Here is a 22,001-nt window from a genome sequence, read left to right as displayed (position 1 = left end):
GCTGCCGATCGGCACACCGCTGGCCAATGCTCGGGCCTATGTGCTCGATCCCTGGCTTAATCCGGTGCCGAAGGGTGTTGCCGGTGAGCTCTACTTGGGTGGCCCAGGACTGGCTCAAGGCTATCTACAGCGGCTGGGGCAAACGGCGGAACGTTTCGTTGCCAGTCCCTTCCATGCGGGGGAGCGGCTCTATCGCAGCGGTGATCGTGTGCGCCAACTGGCCGACGGTAGCCTGGAATTCCTGGGGCGTGTGGATGATCAGGTCAAGATTCGCGGTTATCGGGTGGAGCCGAGCGAGATCGCTGCCCTGTTGCGCGACCAGCCAGGAGTCTCTGAGGCCGAAGTGGTCACACGGGATGACGAGGAAGGTCGCGCGCAACTGTACGCCTACGTGGTTATGGACGCCGGGAGCGACGTCGATGACGCCGCGTTACTCGCACAGCTTGGCGAACACGTGCCGGACTATATGGTGCCCAGCGCTCTGGTACGGCTGGATGCCTTGCCGCTAACCGCCAATGGCAAGCTGGATCGCAAGGCGTTACCCGAGCCAGTGCAAGCCGGCAGTGGTAAAGCCTTTGAAGCTCCCCAAGGAGAAGCCGAGGAGGCGTTGGCAGCGGTCTGGGCTGACGTGATCGGCTGCGAGCCGGTGGGGCGTAACGACAACTTCTTCGAGTTGGGTGGTGACTCCATCCTCAGCTTGCAGATCGTCGCGCGCTCGCGCAAGCGTGGCTACAAGGTAACACCCAAGCAATTGATGGAAGGGCAGACTATTGCCGCCGTAGCGGCGATGGCCGCGCCCATAGCGGTCGCCGCACCTAAACAAGTGGCTATACAAGATAAGGTCGCCCCCTTCGCACTGCTGCCGGTACAGCGCTGGTTCTTTGAGCAGAACTTTGCCGAGTCACACCACTGGAATCAGTCGTTGATGCTGGAAGCGGTCGGTGGTATCGATGCCGCACTGCTACGGCGTGCCATTGAGGCAGCGGTAGATCACCATGGTGCCTTGCGGCTGCGCTTTGAGCGCGTTGGCGATAGCTGGCAACAAGCCTATGGCAAGCTAGCTGGTGATCTCTTCGAGCACCTCGACCTGAGCGACCATGCAGATCCGGCGCAGGCCATCACCCAGGCCGCCGACGCAGCGCAGCGCAGCCTAAGCCTGGAGCGGCCGTTCCGTGCCATCTGGATGGAACTGGGAGGCGAGTATGGTGGGCGATTACTGCTAGTAGCTCACCACCTAGTAGTAGACGGCGTCTCGTGGCGCGTGATACTCGACGACCTGCAAGCGGCCTACACGCAGTTAAGTGCAGCAAAGGCGATCGACCTGCCACCAGCCACCACCTCGCTAGATGAGTGGGAGCGCACCCTGGCTGACTATGCCACATCGGAGGCGTTGGCTGAGCAATGCTCCTATTGGGAGAGCCTTGTCAAAGAGCCAGAGCCTAGCCTTCCGGCACATAATCCCCATGGCAGCAACACCGTTGCCGATACCGTGTCGCTTGCCGGCAGCTTATCGATTGATGCGACCACGCAACTGCTGGGGCCGGTGCATAAAGCTTATCGTACCCAGGTGGATGACCTGCTGCTCACGGCACTTTCGAGCGCCCTGTGCCAATGGGCGGAGCGGGACAGCGTACTGATCGAACTGGAAGGCCATGGTCGTGAAGACCTATTCGAAGGTGTCGATCTCAGCCGTAGCGTGGGGTGGTTCACCTCGCTCTACCCGGTGCGCCTGACCCCAGGTAATGCGGAGCCCGGTACAAGCCTAAAAGCAATCAAGGAGCAGCTTCGCCAAGTGCCCGACAAGGGACTTGGCTACGGCGTACTGCGCTATTTGAAAGAGGATCCCGCGCTGGTCGGTGGTGCCTACCCCCAGGTCACCTTCAATTATCTAGGCCAGTTTGATCGCTTCCTGCAGAGCGATGGGGCCTGGCGGCTAGGCAAAGAGAGCGCCGGGCAACCACGCGCGCCGCAAAGTGAACGCCGTACCTGGATTGAGGTGGTGGCCTGGGTTCAAGATGGCCAACTGCGCTTTGACTGGAACTACAGTCGCGAGATTCACAGCGAGGCAGCGATACATGCCTTGCAAGTAAGCTTCCAAGCGCAACTAAAGGCATTGATTGAGCACTGTGCTAGTGGCGTTCGTGGCGCAACACCTTCGGACTTCCCGCTGGCGGGGCTGAGTCAAGGGCAGCTTGACGGCTTGCCTGTTGCCACCGATCAACTGGCGGATCTCTACCCACTATCTTCGTTGCAGCAGGGCATGCTGTTCCACAGCCTTTACGATGGCCAAGATTCAGCCTATCTGAACCAGTTGCAGGTAGAAATTGACGACCTGGATGTCGAACACTTCCAGCGCGCCTGGCAAAACGTACTCATGCGCCATGAGATATTGCGCAGCGGCTTCCTGGAGCGAGCTGGAACGCCGCTGCAGTGGGTAGCACGCACCGTCGAGTTGCCGTGGTTCGAAGCGGATTGGCGAGAACGAGAGGATCTGTCAGGCGCGCTTGAGAGGCTGGCCGAGGAGCAACGGGCACCATTTGATCTGACGGCACCGCCGCTGATGCGCTTGGCGTTGGTGAAAATCGCAGGCTCCCGGCACTGCTTTATCTGGACGCGCCACCATCTACTGTTGGATGGCTGGAGTACTTCACAACTGATGGGCGAGGTATTGCGCTGTTACGCCGGGGCGGCGCTGCCACCTACAGAGGGGCGTTATCGGGATTACATCGCTTGGCTACAGTGCCGTGACGCTGATGCCAGTGAAGCCTACTGGCGTGACCAATTACAGCATCTCGATACGCCTACGCATCTCGTCAGTGCCATGCCTAGACCCCATGAAGCGCAAGCTGGGCATCAAGAGATAACCCTGTCACTGGATAGCACGACCACTCAACGATTGGAGGATTTCGCCAAAGCGACTCGCATAACGCTCAATACTTTAATGCAAGGCGCCTGGTCGCTGCTGCTGGCACGTTACACGGGGCAAGATAGCATCTGCTTTGGCGCGACCGTGGCCGGGCGACCTGCGGAGCTAGCGGCGGCAGAGCAACTGATTGGCCCTTTCATCAATACTTTGCCGGTCATTGTTTCACTGGATCCCTCGCTGCGCGTCGATGAGTGGTTGCGCCAGTTGCAGGAACAAAACTTGGTGAGTCGCGAACATGAGCATACGCCACTCTACGAAATCCAACGCTGGGCGGGGCAGGGTGGCCAGGCACTGTTCGATAGCTTGGTGGTATTCGAGAACTATCCCGTTGATGCCGCGTTACACCAGAATTTGCCAGGTGGGCTGACGTTCGGCGAAGTGGATAACCGCGAGCAAACCAATTATCCCGTCACGCTGGTCGTCTTTCATAAGGAAGCGTTGGAGCTTTGCTGTGGCTATTCACGATCACATTTAAACGATGCTGCTGCCGAGATGTTGATCCAGCATCTGGTTAGAGCGCTTGAACAACTGAGCGATTCGGCTACTCAACGAGTTGGGGAAATCGAGTGGTTAAGTGATGAGGAGCGTCAGCAAATTGAGGCGTGGAGCGTCAATGGTGAGCACTATACCAAGACCGACCCGATTCACCGTCTGATCGAACACCGTGTCGAGATGACCCCAGAGGCCACGGCAGTAGTATTCGAAAATCAGTCGCTCAGCTACGCCGAATTCAATACTCGCGCCAACCAATTGGCCCACTATCTGATTGGTCTAGGAGTAAAACCTGAGACGCGGGTGGGCATCGCTGTTGAGCGCTCCGTCGAGATGGTTGTGGGGCTGCTAGCTATCCTCAAGGCGGGTGGCGCCTATGTGCCGTTGGATCCGGATTATCCGAGCGAGCGGCTGGCCTATATGGTCGAGGACAGCGGCATCGAGTTGCTGCTTACCCAGCAACACCTTCGCGAGTCGTTACCAGTAGATGAAAGCCTGAATATCATTGAACTGGATCAGTTGGATGTTGCTCATCATGCGTCGACCAATCCAAACGTGGCGCTACACGGCGAAAATCTTGCTTATGTGATCTACACCTCGGGCTCCACGGGGCAACCTAAAGGGGCGCAACTATATCATGCGAACGTGACACGATTGCTTGACACCACCGCACCTTGGTTCAATTTCGACGAGCAGGATGCCTGGACAATGTTCCACTCCTACGCTTTCGATTTCTCAGTGTGGGAGGTGTTTGGGGCACTGTGCACGGGCGGAAAACTTGTCGTGGTGCCCTACTGGGTTAGCCGTTCGCCGGAGGATTTCCTTGAGCTGCTATGCCGGGAACAAGTGACAGTACTAAACCAGACGCCTTCTGCCTTCCGGCAGTTGATGGCCACCCCCGATCTCTATAGCACGAAAGACTTAGCACTGCGTGTAGTGATCTTCGGTGGCGAAGCCTTGGAGCCGGAAAGCCTACGCCCTTGGATTGAGCATTTCGGTGATGATCATCCCCGCCTGATCAACATGTACGGCATCACTGAGACCACGGTGCACGTCACCTATCGGCGTGTGACAGCTGAAGATCTGGCAGGTCAGCGTAGTCCTATAGGAATTACCCTCCCGGATCTTGGGGCACATGTATTAGATAGCCAGCTTAATCGTGTCCCCATCGGGATTCCTGGAGAGCTTTACGTATCAGGAGCAGGCTTGGCACGAGGCTATTTGAGTCGCTGTAGCCTGACAGCGATGCGTTTTGTTGCTGACCCGTTTGGCTCGGGAGAGCGGCTCTATCGCACTGGTGATCTAGTGCGCTGGCATGAAGACGGTCAGCTTGAGTACCTGGGGCGTATCGACCATCAGGTGAAAATACGCGGCTTCCGTATCGAGCTGGGGGAGATTGAAGCCCAACTGCTATCTCAGCCGGAGGTGTGTGAGGCGGTGGTGGTCGCCCAGGAAGATCTCAATGGTTCCTGGCTGGTGGCCTATGTGGTTCCCCAGACCGACATAGAACTCGACACCAGCTCACTACGTGAAGCGCTGAGCCAAAAACTACCGGATTATATGGTGCCAGGAGCTGTGGTCACCCTTGATGCGTTGCCGTTGAATGTCAATGGCAAAGTAGACCGCAAAGCGTTGCCCGAGCCGAATTTATCCAGTAGCTCACAGTACGAGGCTCCCCAGGGTAAATCGGAAGAAACGCTAGCGGCGATTTGGAGCGAGGTGCTGGGTGTTGAGCAAGTGGGGCGTCACGACAATTTCTTCGAGTTGGGGGGGCACTCCCTATTGGCTCTAAGGGTGCAAGCCAGCGTGGAAGAACATTTCTCTATACGACTCCCCCTGCGCATCTATTTCGAGCAAGCCACTTTGGTCTTGATGTGTGAGTCCATTCAGGAATGGAGTGAAGGCGTGAAAGAGGAAGAGGGCTCACAGCTCGAGAAGATGGCGGCCCTATTAGACGGTATGGAGAGCTGATATGGAACTCAATAAACACACGATTGCTGAGCGCTTCGCACAATTGCCACGAGACAAACAGAGCGTATTTCTTGAGGCCTTAAGGCAACAGGATATCGACTTTTCGAAGTTGCCAATTGTTAGGTATAAGAATCAAGATAACATAGGGCTCTCTTATGCCCAACTTCGCCAGTGGTTTCTGTGGCGCTTGGATCCCCAAAGCAGCGCCTACCATATTACGGGTGCCCAGACCCTTAAGGGAACTCTTGACTCTGAAGCATTGCGGGGGAGCTTTGCCGCTTTAGTAGCGCGCCATGAGGCATTGCGCACGGTATTCCGTGACGATGGTGAAGGCGAGGCAATTCAAGTGGTGCAGGCTGAAAATAACTTCGCATTGTCTGATATTGACCTGAGCCATGTGCCGAAGGGGGAGCGAGAAGCGGTAATAGAGAGTCAGGTTACGCGGCTTTGCAATGACCCTTTCGATCTGGAGCATGGGCCACTATTGCGGGTGGGACTATTGCGTTTAGCTGAAGAAGAGCAGCTGCTGGTGGTGGTAATGCACCATATCGTCTCCGATGGTTGGTCGATGCAATTGATCATTGATGAATTTGCTGCGGGCTACTCCGCTCGGGTAATGGGTGAGGCGTGGCAGCCGCCAACCTTGCCAATTCGGTATGCCGATTATGCACTCTGGCAGCGTCAATGGATGGAGGCGGGTGAGAAAGAGCGCCAACTCGCCTATTGGCAGGCGGAGCTGGGAGACGAGCACCCGGTATTGCAGCTGCCGACCGATCACTCGCGACGTAGCGATGGAAATTATCACGCTGCGCGCTACAAAATGATACTTCCTCAATCACTGGTTAGAGGGCTCCGTCAGCAGACCCAGGCTCAAGGTGTCACCCTGTTTATGACACTTCTAACGGGCTTCCAGGCATTGTTGTATCGCTATACTGGGCAGGAAGATATTCGGGTCGGTGTACCGATTGCCAATCGTCACCGTACGGAAACTCAAAGGGTGGTGGGCTTCTTCGTTAATACTCAGGTATTGCGCAACCAGTTAAATAGCCGCTTAAGTCTGGACGAGGCACTGGAACAGAGTAAGCTTGCGGCGCTGGGTGCTCAAGAACATCAGGATCTCCCTTTCGAACAGTTAGTGGAAGCGCTGCAGCCGGAGCGTAGTCTAAGTCACACGCCGCTGTTCCAAGTGATGTTTAACTACCAGCAGCAAGATTATGACGCGCTTCAGGCGTTACCAGGACTGGAGCTGAGCGCTTGGCCATTAGAGGAGGGGGTAGCGCAGTTTGAGCTGATGCTAAATGTGGTAGAGCGCGCGAATGGCTGCTTGGAGGCAAGTTTCGTTTATGCAGAACAGCTGTTCAACTCAACGACCATTGAGCGCCTAGCGCAGCACTATGCCGCCATTCTAGAGGCACTGGCAGATATGCCGGAACGAGCGCTTGGCGATGTGGAACTGCTAGATAAGGATGAACAGCTAAAATTACAGGAATGGGGAGTAAACTCCCAATGCTACCCTGATGCCCTACCGACTCACCATCTGATCGAACGCCAAGCAGCGGTGAACCCCACTTCCAAGGCGTTAGCATTCGAAGATCAGTCACTCAACTACGCCGAGCTTAACACTCGTGCCAATCGTTTAGCACACTATCTAATCGACTTGGGAGTCCAGCCCGAAACTCGAGTGGGTATCGCCATGGAGCGTTCCATCGAGATGGTGGTGGGGCTGCTGGCGATTCTCAAGGCAGGTGGTGCTTACGTACCGTTGGATCCGAATTACCCTGCCGAGCGGTTGGCCTATATGGTCGAAGATAGCGGCATTGAACTGCTGCTTACCCAGCAACATCTGCGTGATACCTTGCCGATGCCCGATGGGCTAAACGTTATTGAACTGGATCGCTTGGATGTGACTCATCATGCGTCAACCAACCCGGAGGTGGCACTGCACGGTGAACATCTCGCCTATGTCATCTACACCTCGGGCTCTACTGGTCGGCCCAAGGGAGTGATGGTGCGCCATCATGCGCTTAGCCATTTCTTATTAAGCATGCAGGAAACCCCAGGCCTAAGCCCAGACGATATCCTGGTGGCGGTGACCTCACTATCGTTCGATATTGCCGCCCTGGAGCTGTATCTGCCATTGATCAGCGGAGCAAGGGTAGTGTTGGCGAGCCGCGAGACGACTCGAGATGGCAAGGCCTTGGGTGAATTACTCAATCAGGAAAAAGCGACGGTTTTGCAGGCGACACCCTCCGGCTGGCGGTTGCTACGCTCATCAGGTTGGCCATGGGCGACGGCTCCGCTGGCGGAAGGCTTTAAGGGGCTATGTGGCGGTGAGGCTTTGCCGCCTGATTTGGCTGAGGAACTGCAAACTCAAGGAGTCGAATTGTGGAACATGTACGGCCCCACTGAGACCACGATTTGGTCAGCGACAGACCGAGTGAATGGCAGCCAAGCTTTCCTGGGAAGGGCGATTGCGGCGACGCAGTTGTACGTTTTGGATAGTGCGCTCAACTTGGCACCCCTAGGCGTGGCGGGGGAGTTGTATCTAGGTGGCGTGGGCTTAGCGCGCGGCTACCTGGGCCGTGCAGAGCTGACGGCGGAGCGCTTCGTGGCCGACCCCTTTATTGCGGGCGAACGCCTCTACCGTACGGGTGATCTAGTACGTTGGCGGGAGGATGGTCAGCTTGAATACTTGGGACGGATTGACCATCAGATCAAAGTGCGCGGCTTCCGTATTGAGCTAGGCGAGATTGAAGCCCAACTGCTAGCCCTGTCGGAGCTACGCGAGGTAGTGGTGGTTGCCCAAGAGGGGCCTAGCGGATCTAGGTTGGTGGCTTATGTAGTGCCACAGGCCGACATCGAACACGACACTAGCACACTCCGCGAACGACTCGGTCAAAAGCTACCGGACTATATGGTGCCTGGGGTGATAGTCACTCTGGAAGCGCTGCCGCTAACCCCGAACGGTAAGGTAGACCGTAAGGCACTGCCCGCACCGGATTTGGCCAGTGGCTTGCAGTACGAGCCGCCCCAGGGCGAGGTGGAAGAAGCGCTGGCGGAAATCTGGTCGGAGATACTGGGCGTCGAACAGGTGGGTCGCCATGACAACTTCTTTGAATTAGGCGGCCATTCCCTGCTAGCCCTGAAAGTGTTGGAAAAAATGCAGCACCAGGGATTGAAGGCCCAGGTTCGAACCCTGTTCCAATGTCCGGAACTGGCGGCATTTGCTCAGTGCATTGCGCAAAAGCCAGAGCGAGAGGAAGTCGTTATTCCCCCGAACCTGATTCCTCACGCTTGCCAGGCTCTCCAGCCCGAGATGCTGACGCTAATCGAACTCAATGCTGAGGAGATCAGTACAATCGAAGAGTCAGTACCCGGTGGAGCCACCAACATCCAAGATATCTATCCGTTGGCACCGCTTCAGGAGGGAATTCTTTTCCACCATCGGCTGCAGGAAAAAGGCGATGCCTATGTGACGCCTCGGCTGCTGGGCTTTGATAGCAGGGAGAGATTGGAAGCCTTTATTGCCGGTTTTAATAAGCTCATTGCCCGTCACGATATTTTACGTACTGCGGTGCTCTGGGAAGAACTCCGTGAGCCGGTGCAGGTGGTGTATCGACATGCCATGCTGGATATCGAGTGGCCGACCATGCCAGATGTGGCCTCCGGCGGTGTGGCCGAATGGCTATACACCCAGGTGGATCCTGACTACCATCGCCTCGATGTGCGCCAAGCACCTATGATTCGAGCGCTGGCTGCCCACGATGCTGAGCAGAACCGCTGGCTGCTGCAGCTACCTAGTCACCACTTGGTCATGGATCACACCACCCTCGAGCTACTGGTGGAAGAAATTGCCCTGATCCAGCAAGGCCGCGAGGGCGAATTGCCCAAGCCGATCCCATTCCGCAACTTTGTGGCGCAGGCGTGGTTGGGGGTAAGTCAGGCTGAGCATGAAGCCTTCTTCCAGAAGCGATTGGGCGATATAGAGGAACCCACAGCGCCCTTTGGGTTGCTTGACGTGCGCAGCGATGGTGGGGATATCGAAGAAGTGCGCGTTCCTCTTGAAACAGAATTAGCCCAGCAGGTGCGACAACAGGCGCAGTGCCATGGCGTCAGCACGGCTAGCCTGTTCCACTTGGCCTGGGCCTTGGTGCTAAGCAAAATCACTGGGCAGGACTACGTGGTATTTGGCACCGTTTTGTTCGGTCGTATGCAAGGCACTGAAGGGGCCGAGCGGGCACTTGGGGTGTTTATTAATACGCTTCCTGTGCGCATCAAAACCGGTGCCCAGGGAGTAGATAAGTGTCTAATCCAAACCCACGATGCCCTGTCTGAGCTAATGCACCATGAACATGCCAGCCTCGGGTTAGCACAGCGCAGTAGTGGCTTGACGGGGGAAATACCGCTATTCACGAGCTTGCTGAATTATCGGTATAGCGCGGCTCAACAAGAGGAAACCCCTGTTCATACTTGGGAAGGTATGGAATTGTTGGAGGTTCAGGAGCGTACCAACTACCCGATCACTATGTCGGTGGACGATCTGGGTAATGGCTTCCAACTGGTAGGACAGGTTAGTCGAATGATTGGTGCACAGCGGCTGTGTGATTACTTGAACTCAGCCATTGCAGGTATTGTAGACAATCTACGAGCAGCGCCTCAGCAACCATTAAGTGAGATCAACCTGCTCAGAGCCGGCGAACAGCAGCTGTTGAGCGAGTGGGGAGAGAATACTCAACAGTATTCAGGCACTTCTCTAATTCATCACTTAATTGAGGGGCAAGCAGCGGCAACCCCAGAGGCCACGGCACTAGTATTTGAAGATCAGTCGCTTAACTACGCCGAACTCAACACCCGTGCCAATCGCTTGGCTCACTACTTAATTGGCCGAGGCGTGCAACCCGAAACTCGAGTGGGTATCGCTGTTGAGCGCTCCATTGAGATGGTGGTGGGGTTGCTGGGGATTCTTAAGGCGGGTGGCGCTTATGTACCGCTAGATCCAGATTATCCGAGCGATCGGCTGGCCTATATGGTCGAAGACAGTGGCATCGAGCTGCTGCTCACCCAGCAACAACTTCGCGAGTCGTTACCAGTAGCTGCAAGCCTGAGCGTCATTGCGCTGGATCAGTTGGATGTGACACATCATGCGTCAACCAATCCAGAAGTAGAACTGCACGGTGAACATCTTGCTTATGTGATTTACACCTCGGGTTCTACCGGGAGACCCAAGGGCGCGGCCAACCGTCACTATGCACTGACCAATCGCCTACAGTGGATGCAGGATGCCTATGGCCTAACAGCTGACGATGCGGTGCTACAGAAAACGCCCTTCAGCTTTGATGTTTCTGTATGGGAATTCTTCTGGCCGCTAATGCAGGGCGCCCGACTGGTGATGGCACCACCAGGTGCTCACCGCGAGCCAGTCCAACTGGTCGAATTGATCCGTACCCACGGGATCACCACGCTACATTTCGTACCTTCAATGCTGCAGGCCTTCCTGGCCCATGGCGAGGTAGAAGCCTGCACCAGCCTGACACGTCTGGTATGCAGCGGCGAAGCGTTGCCAGCGGAGTCGCAGAATCAGTTATTTGCCCGCTTGCCTCATGCGGCGCTCTACAACCTCTACGGCCCCACCGAAGCGGCTATCGACGTTACCCACTGGACTTGCCAAGACGATGGGCTCAGCCAAGTCGCTATTGGCCAGCCAATTGCCGGTATCCGCACCTACGTACTGGATGGAGACCTTAACTTGGCGCCGCCCGGGGTTGCGGGTGAGCTTTATCTTGGTGGCGTGGGCTTAGCTCGGGGCTACCTGCACCGCCAAGACCTTACTGCAGAACGTTTTATCGCTGATCCATTTGCGCAGGGCGAGCGCCTCTACCGTACAGGCGATTTGGTGCGCTGGCGCGACGACGGTCAGCTTGAGTACCTAGGCCGCCTCGACCACCAAGTGAAGATCCGCGGCCTGCGTATCGAGCTTGGCGAGATTGAAGCCGAGCTACTCTCTCAGCCGGAGGTTCGCGAGTCAGTAGTGGTCGCTCAAGAAGGCCCCGGTGGTTCTAGGTTAGTGGCTTATGTGGTTCCCCAAGACGATAGTGAGCTCGACACCAGTTCACTACGTGAAGTGCTGGGGCAACGATTGCCGGACTACATGGTGCCAGGCGTCATGGTTACGCTTGAGGCACTGCCGCTAAGTGCCAACGGCAAGGTAGACCGCAAGGCCTTGCCCGCTCCGGATTTGGCCAGTGACTCGCAGTATGAGTCGCCCCAGGGAGAAGTAGAAGAAGCGCTGGCGACAATCTGGTCTGACGTGCTGGGTGTGGAACAGGTGGGGCGCAACGACAATTTCTTTGAATTGGGTGGCCATTCGTTATTGGCTCTGAAGGTGTTGGAGCAAATGCGGCATCAAGGCCTGACGGCGCAGGTGCGCATGCTGTTCCAATGCCCGGAACTAGCGGCCTTTGCTCAGGCATTGACCCAGACATCAGAGCGGCAGGAAATCATCATCCCGCCCAACAGTATTCCAGATGGTTGCTCGGCGATCCAGCCAGAGATGCTATCTTTGATTGAACTCAATGTTGAAGAGATCCGTGCGATCGAAGCGGCAGTGCCTGACGGTGCCGGTAATATCCAGGATATCTACCCGCTGGCACCGCTGCAGGAGGGGATCCTTTTCCATCATCGACTGCAGCAGGAAGGAGATGCCTATGTAACTCAACACTTACTTGGTTTTGATCACCGGGATCGGTTGGCAGCCTTTATTGCCGGTTTTAACCAACTGATTGCCCGCCATGACATCCTTCGCACTGCTGTGCTGTGGGAAAATCTGCGTGAGCCGGTGCAGGTGGTATACCGGCATGCCGAATTAGCCCTCGAGTGGCTAAACGTGAATGGCGCCTCATCACAAAGCGTTGCCGAACAACTGAAAGCCGAGGTGGATCCTGAACACCATCGCCTTAATGTGCGCCGAGCGCCTATGCTGCGTGCGGTAGCTGCTCACGATGCCGAGGTTGGACACTGGTTGCTGCAACTGCCCAGCCATCACTTGGTCATGGATCACACGACTCTCGAGCTACTGGTGGAAGAAATTGCCCTAGTCCAGCAAGGACGCGAGGACGAACTGCCCAAGCCGACCCCATTCCGCAACTTCGTGGCGCAGGCCCGGCTAGGGGTAAGCCTGGAAGAGCATGAGGCCTTCTTCCGTGAACAGTTGGGCGATATTGAAGAATCGACCGCGCCCTTCGGACTACTAGACGTTCGCGGTGATGGCAACGATATCGAAGAAGTGCGCGTTCCTCTGGACACGGAACTGGCCCAGCAGGTGCGGCAACAGGCCCAGCGTTGTGGCGTGAGTACGGCCAGCCTGTTCCATCTGGCCTGGGCGCAGGTGCTGAGTAAAACCTCCGGGCGAGATGATGTGGTATTCGGCACCGTGCTGTTTGGCCGTATGCAGGGCATCGAGGGTGCCGGGCGGGCTCTGGGTATGTTTATCAATACGCTCCCTTTGCGTATCAAGATGGGCTCTCAAAGTATCGATAAGAGCTTGCGGCGTACTCACGATGCATTATCTGAGTTAATGCATCACGAGCATGCTAGCCTTGGTCTTGCGCAGCGCTGTAGTGGGCTGCCTAGTGGCATGCCGCTATTTACCAGTCTTCTGAACTATCGCTATAGCGCACCTAAGCACGACGGTAGTTCCAATCATGTCTGGGAGGGAATGGAAGTACTGGGTGGCCAGGAGCGTACCAATTACCCAATTGGTATGGCGGTAAATGATCTCGGAGAGGGCTTCCAGCTAGTAGGGCAGGTGAGCCGTTTGATAGGCGCTCAGCGATTATGTGATTACATGCAATCGGCTGTGTCCGGCATCGTAGCAAGCCTACAAAATGCGCCGCAGCAGTCGCTAAGCGAGATTAGCCTGTTAGGGGAGAACGAGCAACAGCTGTTGAGCGAGTGGGGGGTGAACTCCCACAAGCATCCCGATGCTAAGCCAGTTCATCAACTGATCGAGCGCCAGGCCGCGGCAATCCCAGCGGCTACGGCGCTAGTATTTGAAGATCAGTCGCTCAGCTACGCCGAACTCAATACCCGAGCCAACCAATTGGCCCACTATCTGATCGGACTAGGCGTAAAGCCCGAGACCCGGGTGGGTATTGCCATAGAACGCTCCATCGAAATGGTGGTGGGGCTGCTGGCTACTCTCAAGGCGGGGGGCGCCTATGTGCCGCTGGATCCCGAGTATCCTTCAGAGCGGCTGGCCTTCATCGCCGAAGATAGTGGCATCGAGCTGCTGCTGACTCAGCACCACTTACGCGAGTCATTGCCGGTAGCTGATGGCCTAAGCATTGTTGAATTGGATCAGCTGGACGTGGCACATCACGCTGCTACCAATCCAGCGGTGGCGCTGCACGGCGAGCATCTTGCCTATGTGATTTATACCTCAGGCTCTACCGGGCGTCCTAAGGGCGCAGCCATCCGCCATGATGCCTTGACCAACTGTATGGTCTGGATGCAGGAGACCTATCAACTCACCGATACCGATGCCGTACTGCATAAGGCGCCGTTCGGGTTCGACGTCTCGGTATGGGAAATTTTCTGGCCGCTGAGTGTTGGGGCACGTTTGGTGATCGCTCAGCCGGGCGACCATCGCGATCCCGAGCGCATTATCGAGCTGATTCAGCGGCACGACGTCACCACGCTTAACTTTGTGCCCTCCATGCTCAAGGCCTTCCTGGCTTATCCTGATGTTAGAGCCAAGACGCGGCTCAAGCATATTATGTGCGGCGGCGAGGCCGTTCCAGCCACACTGCAGCAGGATGTGGCGGAGTGTCTTGATGGTGCACACCTGCACGATCTCTATGGCCCCACTGAAACCACCATTCATGTCACTCACTGGTGGTGCCGTGACGACGTTCACCGCCAGATCCCCATTGGGCGACCCATTAGCGGTACCCGCACCTACGTCCTGGATGGTGATCTCAATTTGGTACCCCAGGGTGTCGCGGGAGAGCTCTATATCGGTGGTGTAAGCCTGGCCCGTGGCTACCTCAGTCGCAGTGATCTCACAGCGGAGCGTTTTGTCGCTGATCCGTTCACGGAGGGCGAGCGCCTTTACCGTACGGGGGACCTGGTGCGCTGGCGTGAGGATGGCCAGCTTGAGTATCTGGGCCGCCTCGATCACCAGGTGAAGATCCGCGGCCTGCGTATTGAACTAGGCGAGATCGAAGCCGAACTACTCTCTCAGCCGACAGTTCACGAGGTGGTAGTGGTAGCGCAAGAAGGCTCCACTGGTTCGAGACTGGTGGCCTATGTGGTTCCCCAGGCTGGCAGTGAACTCGATAGCACCTCACTACGTGAGGTGCTGGGGCAACGACTGGCAGACTATATGGTGCCGGGCGTCGTGGTTATGCTCGAAGCACTGCCGCTGAATGCCAACGGCAAGGTAGACCGCAAGGCGTTGCCCGAGCCGGATTTGGCCAGTGACACGCACTATGAGCCGCCTCAGGGAGAGGTGGAAAAAGCGCTGGCGGAAATCTGGTCAGAGGTAATTGGCGTCGAACGTGTGGGCCGTCATGACAACTTCTTTGAGCTGGGAGGGCATTCGCTACTTGCTGTGCAGATGGTGGCTCGCGTTCAAGCTGACATGCAAGTTGAGCTCAAAATCTCTGAAGTGTTTAAACACCCACTACTTCGCGACTTAGCAAAATGTATTGCTGCACTAAACAGTGAATCCTCCTTTGAGCAGTCGCTCTCCGACATTGATTCCTTCATCGACAGCATGGATACCGTTCAATGAGTCACATCGATACCCGTCGTATTGCGGAGCGTTTTACCGGATTGTCAGTCGAACAACGCCGCGTGGTTTACGACAAAATTCGTACTCAAGGGTTGGGCATCGGTCAGTTTCCTATTCTTGGCCGCCCTGAATCGCAACAGAACATTTGCTCAGCCTCCTATGCCCAACTTCGCCAGTGGTTTCTTTGGCGTCTTGATCCTCAAAGTAGCGCCTATCATATTACTGGTGCTCTGACTCTCAATGGCTCGCTGGATCCTGAGGCACTGCGGAGTAGCTTCGCAGCTTTGATATCTCGTCATGAGGTATTACGCACGGTGTTCCGTGACGATGGCGAGGGTGGTGCAATGCAAGTGCTGCAGGCCGAGATCAACTTCGTATTGCACGAAGTTGATCTAGTTCATATGCCCAAGGGAGAGCGAAAAGCAGCGATAGACAATCAGATTGATCGGCTTTGCAATGACCCTTTCGATCTAGAACAGGGGCCGCTGTTACGGGTGGGGCTACTACGCTTAGCAGAAGAGAAGCACCTTCTGGTCGTGGTCATGCATCACATCGTCTCTGATGGCTGGTCGATGCAGTTGATCATCAACGAGTTTTCCGCAGATTACGCTTCTAGAGTGACAGGAGAGGCCTGGCAGCCACCAGCCTTGCCGATTCAGTACGCTGATTATGCGCTATGGCAGCGCCAATGGATGGAGGCGGGCGAGAAGGAGCGCCAACTCGCCTACTGGCAGGCGGAACTGGGTGACGAACATCCGGTACTGCAACTGCCAACTGATCGACCGCGTCGCAACGATGGACATTATCACGCTGCGCGCCACCAAATAGTGCTCCCGGAATCACTGATTAACGGGCTCCGCCAGCTAACCCAGGCGCAGGGTGCCACCCTGTTCATTACGCTACTGACAGGTTTCCAAGCGCTGCTGTATCGCTATACCGGGCAGGAAGATATTCGGGTCGGTGTACCGATCGCCAACCGTCACCGAACGGAAACCCAGGGAGTGGTGGGCTTTTTCGTTAATACCCAGGTATTGCGCAACCAGTTGAATGGTCGCCAGAGCTTGGCCGAGGCACTGGAACAAGGCAAGCGTACAGCACTGGGGGCGCAGGAATATCAGGATCTACCCTTCGAACAGTTAGTGGAGGCACTGCAGCCTGAGCGCAGCCTGAGTCACACACCACTGTTCCAGGTGATGTTCAATCACCAACGCCAGGATCATGGCGCACTGCAGACGCTACCAGGGTTGGAACTGGGCAGTTGGCCACTAGAGAAGAAGGAGGCGCAGTTTGAGCTGACTCTTGATGTGGTAGAGCGCAAGAATGGTTGCCTGGAGGCAAGCTTTGTTTACGCTGAGGAACTGTTCGAACCAGCCACTATAGAGCGTTTAGCACAGCACTATGCCGCCATCCTAAAGGCATTGGCTGAGATGCCAGAGAGTGCATTGAGCGATATTGAGCTGCTTGATAAAGACGAGCACCTTCAATTGCAGAAATGGGGGGAAAGCTCTCAACAGTATCCCGATGCTTCGCCTATCCACCATTTGATTGAGCGCCAAGCTGCGGCGGCCCCTGAGAAGACCGCGTTAGTATTCGAAGATCAGTCACTTAGCTACTCCGAACTCAATGCCCGCGCCAATTGCTTGGCCCACTATCTGATTGATCTAGGCGTAAAACCCGAAACCCGGGTGGGCATCGCCATGGAGCGTTCCATCGAGATGGTGGTGGGGCTACTGGCTACTCTCAAGGCGGGTGGCGCCTATGTGCCGCTGGATCCGGATTACCCCACCGAGCGGCTCGCTTATATGATCGAAGACAGCGGCATTGAGCTGCTGCTGACCCAATCGGGACTAACGACGAAGCTCCCACAGCGCGAAGAGTTAACTGCTATCGCATTAGATAGCCTGGACGTTACAGAGCGACCAGCGCACAACCCTAGGTTAGTACTGAGTGGTGACAACCTCGCCTATGTCATTTATACCTCAGGCTCTACCGGCCAGCCTAAAGGTGTGCAGCTGTGTCACGCCAATGTGACGCGATTACTTGATGCTACGGCGAGGTGGTTCGATTTTTCCGGGCAAGACACCTGGACACTGTTTCATTCCTATGCCTTCGACTTCTCGGTATGGGAGATATTCGGTGCCCTTTGCACGGGCGGCAAGTTGGTCGTGGTGCCGTTCTGGGTCAGCCGCTCCCCCGAAGAATTCCTCGAGCTGCTATGCCGGGAACAAGTGACGGTACTCAACCAAACGCCATCAGCCTTCCGTCAATTAATCAACGTACCCGGTATCCAAACACGCAAGGATCTCGCTCTGAGGTTTGTCATCTTCGGCGGCGAAGCCCTGGAGCCAGCAATGTTGCGGCCATGGATCGAGTGCTTCGGCGATAAGCATCCGCGCCTTATCAATATGTATGGTATCACCGAAACGACGGTTCACGTTACCTATCGCCCGATCACTGCGGCGGATCTGCAAGGGCAGCGCAGCCCGGTCGGAGTCGCCATCCCCGACCTCGGTATCGAAGTGCTGGATCACGACCTTAATCGGGTGCCGATTGGCGTTGTCGGCGAGCTCTACGTATCGGGCGCAGGACTTGCCCGTGGCTATCTCAAGCGCGCCGGGTTGAGTGCCGAACGCTTTGTTGCCAACCCTTTCGATAGCGAAGGTGGTCGATTATACCGCACTGGCGACCTAGGGCGCTGTCGTGATGACGGCCAGCTCGAGTATCTGGGGCGTGGTGACCAGCAAGTCAAGATCCGCGGCTTCCGCATCGAGCTCGGCGAAATCGAGGCCTGCCTGTTGGCTCAGCCGGAAATTCGCGATGCTGTGGTCGTGGCGTGTTCAGGGCCAGGAGGTGACCGGCTGGTTGGGTATATGGTCGCGGCCGTGACTGAATTTGACACTCAGGTACTGCGCAAACGGCTGAGCCACCATCTCCCCGCCCACATGATACCCAGCGCGTTGGTAGCCATGGACGCCCTGCCGTTAACCGCCAATGGAAAGCTTGATCGTGCTGCGCTGCCCGATCCCGACATTGGCACCGGGAATGGCGAGTTCGAGGCACCATGCGGCGAGTGGGAAGTCAGTCTGGCAGCGCTCTGGTGTGAGGTGCTAGAAATCGAGCGGGTCGGCCGCCACGATAATTTCTTCGAGTTAGGTGGGCATTCGTTGCTCGCGCTGCGGCTGATTGCGCGATTGCGTGAACGTGGCCGGGACATCGCCATCCGTGAGTTATTCGAACATCCGCGTCTAAGCGATTTCGCGCAAGTGCTAGAAGAGGCGAACAACCTCCGTAAGGTGGAGGTTCCGCCCAACCTAATTCCTGAGCACTGCGATACCATCGAGCCCTGGATGCTCCCCCTAGTATCGCTCGACCGGGAATCGATCGCGCGCATTGAATCGACGGTGCCGGGTGGTGGCGCCAACATTCAGGATATTTATCCTCTGGCGCCGCTACAGGAGGGCATCCTCTTTCATCATCTGCTGCACGCCGGGCGTGACGCTTACATCACTTCATACACCATGCGTTTCGACGACCGCGCCCGCATGGCGAGTTTCATCAATGGTTTTAACCAAGTCATGGCGCGTCACGACATCCTGCGCACTGCTTTTTTCTGGGAAGGGCTCGACGAACGGGTACAGGTTGTTCTCCGCCAAGCACCGCTGGTGGTGGAGTGGCTCGAGAAGAGCAGCGACGACACTGAAGACTTAATGCTGTCTACCTTGGAACGGTTGCGTCACGCCGCCGATCCTGGTCGTTGCCGGATCGATGTGCGCCAGGCGCCCTTGATGCGAGCCGTGGCTATCGAGGACACGACTGATGGCGGGTGCCTACTGCAGTTACTTATCCACCACTTAATCGATGACAACATGACAGTCAAGCAGGCCGTCAAAGAGATCGCGCTGATTGAGCAAGGGCGTTTTGCGGAGCTGCCCGAGCCCTTGCCATTCCGCAATTTCATCGCTCAGGCTCGCTTGGGTGTGTCTGATAGCGAACACCAGGCTTACTTCCACCGTCGCTTTGGCGATCTTGACGAGGGTACGCTGCCCTTCGGTCTCAACGACGTTATGGGGAACGGTGACGATATCGACGAGCATCGCCTTGTGATTGACGGAGAGCTAGCGGCGGCGATCCGTCATCAAGCTCGGCTCCACGGCGTCAGCGCAGCGGCTTTCTTCCATCTCGCCTGGTCGCTGGTAATTGGCAAAGCTACCGGCAAGGACGATGTGGTGTTTGGCACGGTGCTTTCCGGACGTATGCAAGGCATCGAAGGCGCTGAGCGAGCGCTAGGGGTATTTATTAATACGCTGCCGTTGCGCATTACACTGGGTGCCCAAGTTGTCGATGAATGCTTACGGCAAACTCATGATGCTCTCTCTGAACTACTGCACCATGAACATGCCAGTCTTGGCCTAGCGCAGCGTTGCAGTGGCTTACCTGGCGGCGCTCCGTTGTTCTCGAGCTTGCTGAACTACCGCCAGGCTGCGCCTCAACGGGGCGAGAGTGTCGCTCCTACTTGGGAGGGGATGGAGACTCTAGGCGGCCAGGAGCGCACCAACTACCCAATCACTATGGCGGTAGATGATCTGGGAGATGGCTTCCAACTGGTAGGGCAGGTAAACCGCACGATTGGTGGGCAGCGGCTCTGTGCTTATATGAGAGCTGCTGTGGATGGCATCGTGGATAGCTTGCAAAATGCATCTAAGCAAGCGATCAGTGAGATTAGCCTGCTAGGAAAGAACGAGCAACAGCTGTTGAGAGAGTGGGGGGTGAACTCATACCAGCATCTCAATGCCCAACCAATCCATCAGTTGATTGAGCAGCAGGCTGCTGCAACCCCAGAGACCATGGCACTAGTATTTGAAGAGCAGTCACTCAGCTACGCTGAACTCAACGCTTGCGCCAATCGCTGGGCCCACTATCTGATCGGGCTAGGCGTCAAACCCGAAACCCGAGTGGGTATCGCCATGGAGCGCTCCATCGAGATGGCGGTGGGGTTGCTGGCGATACTTAAAGCGGGGGGCGCCTACGTGCCGCTGGATCCGGATTACCCCACCGAGCGTCTGGCCTATATGGTCGAAGACAGCGGCCTCGAGCTGCTGCTTACTCAGCAACACCTGCGCAAGTCGTTGCCGGTAGTTGATGGGCTGAACGTTATTGAATTGGATCGACTGGACGTCACGCATCATGGCTCGACTAATCCGGCGGTGGCGCTGCACGGTGAATATCTTGCCTATGTCATTTACACCTCGGGTTCTACTGGGCGACCCAAGGGCGCGGCTAACCGTCACCATGCACTGACTAATCGTCTACAGTGGATGCAAGAGGCCTATGGCTTAACGGCCGACGATGCGGTGCTACAGAAAACGCCCTTCAGCTTTGATGTTTCTGTATGGGAATTCTTCTGGCCGCTAATGCAGGGCGCCCGACTGGTGATGGCGCCACCAGGCGCTCACCGCGAACCAGCCCAACTGGTCAAATTGATCCGTACTCATGGGATCACCACGCTACATTTCGTACCTTCAATGCTGCAGGCCTTCCTGGCCCATGGCGAGGTAGAGACCTGCACCAGCCTGACGCGTCTGGTATGCAGCGGAGAAGCGCTCCCAGCGGAGCTGCAAAATCAGGTATTTGCCCGCCTGCCTCACACGGCACTCTACAACCTCTACGGCCCCACTGAAGCGGCCATTGATGTTACCCACTGGACTTGCCAAAACGATGGGCGCAACCACGTAGCTATCGGCCAACCGATCGCTGGTATCCGTACCTACGTACTGGATGGCGATCTTAACTTGGCGCCGCCCGGGATCTCGGGTGAACTCTACCTCGGCGGCGTGGGCTTGGCGCGGGGTTATTTTAATCGCCAAGGCTTAACGGCGGAACGATTCGTTGCGGATCCATTTGCGCAGGGAGAACGCCTCTATCGCACCGGCGATCTGGTGCGTTGGCGGGAAGATGGCCAGCTCGAGTATCTGGGCCGCCTTGATCACCAGGTGAAGATCCGCGGCCTGCGTATCGAATTGGGTGAGATCGAAGCCGAACTATTAACTCAGCCGGAAGTTCGCGAGGCAGTAGTGGTCGCTCAAGAAGGCCCCAATGGTTCCAGGTTGGTGGCCTATGTGGTTTCCCAAGCCGACAGTGAACTCGACACCAGCTCACTACGTGAAGCGCTGGGCCAAAAGCTACCGGATTATATGGTGCCGAGCGTTGTGGTCACCCTCGATGAGCTGCCGCTGAATGCTAATGGGAAGGTGGAGCGCAAGGCCTTGCCTGCACCGGATTTGGTCAGTGGCTCGGAGTACGAGCCGCCTCAGGGTGAGGTGGAAGAAGCGTTAGCGGTAATTTGGTCAGAAGTATTGGGCGTTGAACGAGTCGGCCGTCACGACAACTTCTTTGAGCTGGGCGGGGATTCGATTCTCAGCCTGCAGATCGTCTCTAGGTTACACCGGGCCGGTTGGATGATTACTCCTCGTCAAGTCTTTGAGTATCAGAGCGTGACGAAGCTGGCGATGGTCGCTGATCCCGTCGAGGCTACGCCGCCCGAGCATGCCGAGGCGTTGCTCGAGAGCTTGGCAGATTACCTGGATCGCGCGCAGTTGGATAATATCGACGCCCCCGCACCGGAAGAGATTGAGGACGTCTATCCGCTGTCACCCACTCAGGAGGGCATGCTGTTCCATTCGCTCGAGGCGGAAGGAGAAGGGCTGTACATCAATCAACTCAATGTCGATGTTGTTGGCCTGAATGTTGACCGTCTTATCGAAGCTTGGCAACAGATGGTCACCAGGCAGCCGATACTGCGCACAGGTTTTCTGTGGCAGG

Annotated in this window: 3 protein-coding genes; all 3 read left to right on the top strand. The window is 56.5% G+C overall.

Annotation, left to right across the window (positions count from 1 at the left end; translation table 11 throughout):
* On the top strand, positions 1-5,389 hold a 5,389-nt coding region (locus INT22_RS13270; RefSeq protein ID WP_226912715.1), incomplete at its 5' end, for a non-ribosomal peptide synthetase.
* A 1-nt stretch (position 5,390) separates the two neighbouring features.
* Positions 5,391-15,182, top strand: coding sequence for a non-ribosomal peptide synthetase (locus tag INT22_RS13265; RefSeq protein WP_193068383.1), 9,792 nt, complete (start codon positions 5,391-5,393; stop codon positions 15,180-15,182).
* Positions 15,179-22,001 (top strand): non-ribosomal peptide synthetase (locus INT22_RS13260; RefSeq protein WP_193068382.1); only part of this gene is annotated, 6,823 nt, incomplete at its 3' end. The genes INT22_RS13265 and INT22_RS13260, both read left to right, overlap by 4 nt.

This window comes from Halomonas sp. 3D7M, assembly GCF_014897885.1.
In the GTDB taxonomy this organism is placed as follows: domain Bacteria; phylum Pseudomonadota; class Gammaproteobacteria; order Pseudomonadales; family Halomonadaceae; genus Vreelandella.
Note: the sequence above shows the minus strand (reverse complement) of the source record. Positions and strands in the feature narration are given on the sequence as shown.